The sequence below is a fragment of the Parasphingorhabdus sp. genome (assembly GCF_049667325.1).
GTDB lineage: Bacteria > Pseudomonadota > Alphaproteobacteria > Sphingomonadales > Sphingomonadaceae > Parasphingorhabdus.
The window spans coordinates 1-4587 of the sequence record NZ_JBATHY010000286.1 but is presented as its reverse complement, the minus strand read 5'-3'; the positions used below and the strand labels follow the sequence as shown (position 1 = coordinate 4587).

Sequence of the window (4587 nt, the reverse complement as noted above, 5' to 3'; positions counted from 1 at the left end):
GCCTGATGCCTATCAGCCGCAAAACCGACTGCCCGATTTCAATGCGCGTGAGGTCAGAATATCAAGCCCGGTTGGAGCATTGCCGGTGCAAGATATTCGGATCAGCAGTCCGGTTTCCTTGCCCGATGCCTTTCAGCCACAAGCGCGGAGCCCGCAATTCAATCCCCGCGACGTCAGGATTTCTGCACCCTCACCGATCGATCTCGACGCGATCAGAATCACAGAACCGGTTCCGGGACTGAACCAGCCACAGGCGCTGGGTATCGTTGCCGCAGTAAGCGGGACACCGACGGTCGTTACTGGCAGCACGACAGTGGGTTCGTTCGATGGCGTGCGCACTCTGGATTCTACAGGCCAATTTACGCTGCGCGATACTATCGAAGTTACCGCCACCGAGGTCGTTATTAACTGGGCACCCGATGACACGGGAATTGGCGGCGGATCGATAAACTTTCTTGGCGCGGGCAACGCACTGAGATTTACGTCGGACGGATTTAATTACACAGTTTTGAACCGAGTGCTTCCCGCAGACAGCACCCGCGCGATCCGCTTTGATGGCGCAGTACAAAGCTATATAGACAGCGCGGGCACCGTAACGGGCGGAAACATCTGGTTCTATAGTCCTGGCGGTATTATCGTCGGGGGTACCGGACGCTTTGATGTTGGCAGTTTACTGCTGACGACGACAGATATCGATATTAGCGGCGGCTTCCCCGGGGCCTTTGGCGGGACGATCAGCATAACAGGAGCTGTAGGCGGGGGCAGTGTCGTTATCGAGTCGCCGGTGGCAGTCGGACAGGATGCCGGCCCTCAAATCGAGCTTAGCGCCGCAAATAGCTACTTCGCCGTCGTCGCTCCACGCTTGGTTCAGGGCGGGAACGTCAGCGTCAACGGTGCGGTCGCTTATGTGGCGGCCGACCAAGCCGTAATGACGATCAACAATAATAATCTATTCGACATCCAGATACCGGTTGGTGCGGGAACGAATGATGCAAACGGCATCGTTCACAGCGGAACTACAACCGGGCCGACACCGCTCAATTTTAGCGACCGGCAGCGAATTTATATGGTTGCCACGCCAAAGAACCAGGCGATGACCATGCTTTTGGGTGGAACCATCGGCTATACGCCTGCGACGGCTGCATTTGCCAGCGAAGGCGCGATCATTCTCAGCGCTGGCGGCAACATCGATGTGCCTTTCAGTTCCAGCAACAGTATCGATAAAACCGTCGATCCGGCCAAGGATGCCAATATCGACATGAGTGGCGCGAATTTCACCAACTCCGTTGAAGCCTTCGCCAATAACAATATCAGCATATTCGCAACCACAGGAAGCGACTTTATCGGCAAGCAGGATGCCAACGCCGCAATATTCGATTTTACCGCTGGTGACAGCATCAACATTGGTGCCAATGGCGGCGGCAATGTCGACATTGTTGGCGATGTGACGTTCAATGCGGCCAACGCGATCAATATCGCAGTTGGTCCCGGATCGCAATTCAACCAGATTGGCGACCTGGTCCTCAATGCCTTTACCGCCACACAGGGGGGTGTCGTGGATATCGACATCACAGGGCCAGGGTTGCTGACCACTGGCTCTGGCCAGATGCTAATTGATGGTACGTTCAACATATTGGCGGGCGTCGACGGTATCGAAAGCCGCCGCGCGATTGTCGATGATGGCACCAACACATTTGGCGGTACGATCAATGTCGATATTCTGTCCGGCGGGCTCCTCGACATATCGGGCGGTCCACGGTTCGGCCAGTCAACCTTCAGCGCCAGCGCTTCTCCCAATCTGGGATTGGTCACGGGTGCCGACGCTGTTGGTGGTACCATAAATTTCAATATTATCGGCGCGGGCAGTACACTTGTCGCAGATGGATTCCGCGGACTTGAGTTGTTCGCCAAGGGCGATGCCACATCCACATTCCGCGGAACTTCTACAGGCGGCAGCGGCACAGGTGGTGCGGTCAATTTGACGGTCAACGGCGGCACGATCACAGCCAACAGACTAGAGCTAGATGCTTCTGCTGATGGATCGTCCAATGCCTCAGGCAACGTTAGCGAAAGCCTCAATTCAGCAGTCAGTGGCGACGTCATTGCAACTTTTGCCAATGCAACGCTAGCCATTGGGGAACTTGCACTCCTCACCGGTGCATCCGCCGCACGCTCGTATGATGCTACGGGCAATTTGATATCGGGCAATGCCACCGGTGGGGATATGAATCTTACCTTCGACAACACCGGCTTCAATGGAGACAATTTGGTGATAAACGGTAGCGCCTTTGGCGCTTCCGGCACGGTATTGAATGGCGAAGTTGCGCCCGGCGATCAGGGCAGTTCAAATTTCAACATATTGAACGGCTCCGTTCTCACCATGACGAGTGATTTTCGGATGTTTGGTAGCGGTAGTGCAGGTGCTGGCGGCTCATCAAGTTCCGTAGACCTTAACCTGCTGATCGACAATGCCGCATTCAATGCCGCAAATGTATTTTTGGACAACAGCCGCCGTACCAATGCGCCTGCGGGATCATCGGACGGGACGCCGGGCAATATCAACTTGACCATTCAAAATGGCGGCGCACTCAGCACGGGAATTCTCAGCCTGAACTCTAGTGCAGAATCCGGAGCCGCCGGCGGGCGGGCCACGGCTGGCGATATAAATCTTTTGGTCGATGCGGGTGCACTCACACTGACCGAAACTACGGGCACTTCCCTGCTGATAAACGCCAGCGGACTTGGTGCCAACAACGACGGATCCGGTGCGACCGGCGATCCCGGCCTGGGTGTCGGTGGAGACGTTAATGTCACCCTGCAGGGCGGCGGCACCATGATCATGGGTTCAGCCAATATCTCCGGGAATGGTCTAATTGCGGAGCCCGTAGACGGGCGTGGATTCGCGGCATCGGGTGAAGGCGGATCGGGAATTGGCGGGTCCGTTACCTTCAATCTTAATGGCAGTACTTTTGTAGCTACTGATTTGACAATTTCCTCCAACGGGACCGCTGCCAATGGAGGCGATTCCACGATCATTGACCCCTTCTCCGGTACCTTTCTGCCAAACACAGTCGGCAATGGCGGCACAGGGACCGGGGGCGTTGTGACCTTCAACCTGAACGGCACCGATGTCACGGTCAATAATCTGACAGTCAGCGCCGATGGAGCCGGCGGAAGCGGCGGCGATTCTCGCGAAACAGAAGGCACTCCGGCCGGCGATGGCGGCCAGGGCATTGGTGGCACTGCAATTTTCAATGCCAATTCTGGTAGCCTGACAGTGTCCAATTCCCTGACCGTTTCATCAGGCGGTTTTGGCGGTCAAGGCGGAACCGGAGAAGGCGTGGATGCCGGCAATGGCGGCGATTCCACCGGCGGGGCAGCAACATTCAATCTCGACGGTACCGCGGTTGTTGACATCGGCGCCGGTGGACTCACGGTAAGCTCGGATACCACGGGTGGAGCTGGCGGGTTTGCTCTGGTCGGCAATTCCCCTTCCCCCGCCCCGACACCGGCCCAAAACGCGGGCGACGGTGGTAATGCGGTCGCTGGAACAGCGACATTTAACAATCTTAGCGGAACAATCACCTTCAGCGACCTTACCGTCTCCGCAACCGGCACCGGTGGCACCGCGGGTCAGGGCGGTACACTTACTTTCAATGATGTGACCGGGATGGACGACTTTACAGAATCCTTCGTCGGCCAAATCGGCGGTAATGGCGGCAACGGAACGGGTGGCACCGCTATTATCAATCTCGGGCAGGATGATCCGAACCCGATTCAGTACACAGTCGACGCCAGCGGCTCCGGTGCGTCGGGTAGCGATGGAGTAAATGGCGGAAATGGTGGCGATGGTTTCGGCGGAACAGCCGCGATCAATGTCATTGATGCCACAGTTGTTCTGGATGATCCGACAATCAATGCAACTGCAACCGGAGGCGCTGGTGGAGTCGGCAGTGGCACGGGTGGCAATGGCGGCGCAGGCGGCAACGCCGCAGGCGGGACTGCCATATTGGATGTAACCGGGGCGCTTGGCGTTCTTTCCACAACAGGTGCGCTTACCATTATATCCGAAGCAGTCGGAGGAACAGGTGGAGCAGGCGGCGACAATCCAATCGATTCCGGGCCAACCGGCATGGGCGGGGATGGCGGCAATGGCGCGGGTGGCATCATTCAGGTTTCCGCCACCGGCGGTGCAACGCTCAACTATACGACTGACGGCATAACCAATGCGAGGGGTATAGCCGGCGCGGGCGGTGTTGGCGGCGATTCACCCTCCTTCGTTTTCCCCGGGGCCGGTGGCTCAGGCGGGGATGCTAGCGGCGGTAGTATTAGTTTCTCAGCCACTGGCGGAAGCACGTTTAACGCAAGCGGAAATGGTTCTGACAGCCAACTTCTTGCCGACGCACTTGGCGGTGCTGGCGGAGTGGGTGGCACCGGCATAGCTGCGACGGTGGGCAATTCCGGCAATGGCGGCGGAGCGGCAGGCGGAGCAGTCAATCTAACTGTCGATGGTGCTGGCAGTTCGATGAGCTTTGCGGAAAACCTGATCATTGATGTGGGCGGGGTGGCCTCTCGCGATAACGCTGT

At 57.4% G+C, this 4587-nt stretch carries 1 protein-coding gene; it reads left to right on the top strand.

All coding sequences use genetic code 11. From position 1 onward, the window contains the following. Positions 1 to 85 precede the first annotated feature (85 nt). The coding region (locus WBM93_RS12750; RefSeq protein ID WP_424432243.1) for a beta strand repeat-containing protein at positions 86 to 4587 on the top strand (4502 nt) is incomplete at its 3' end.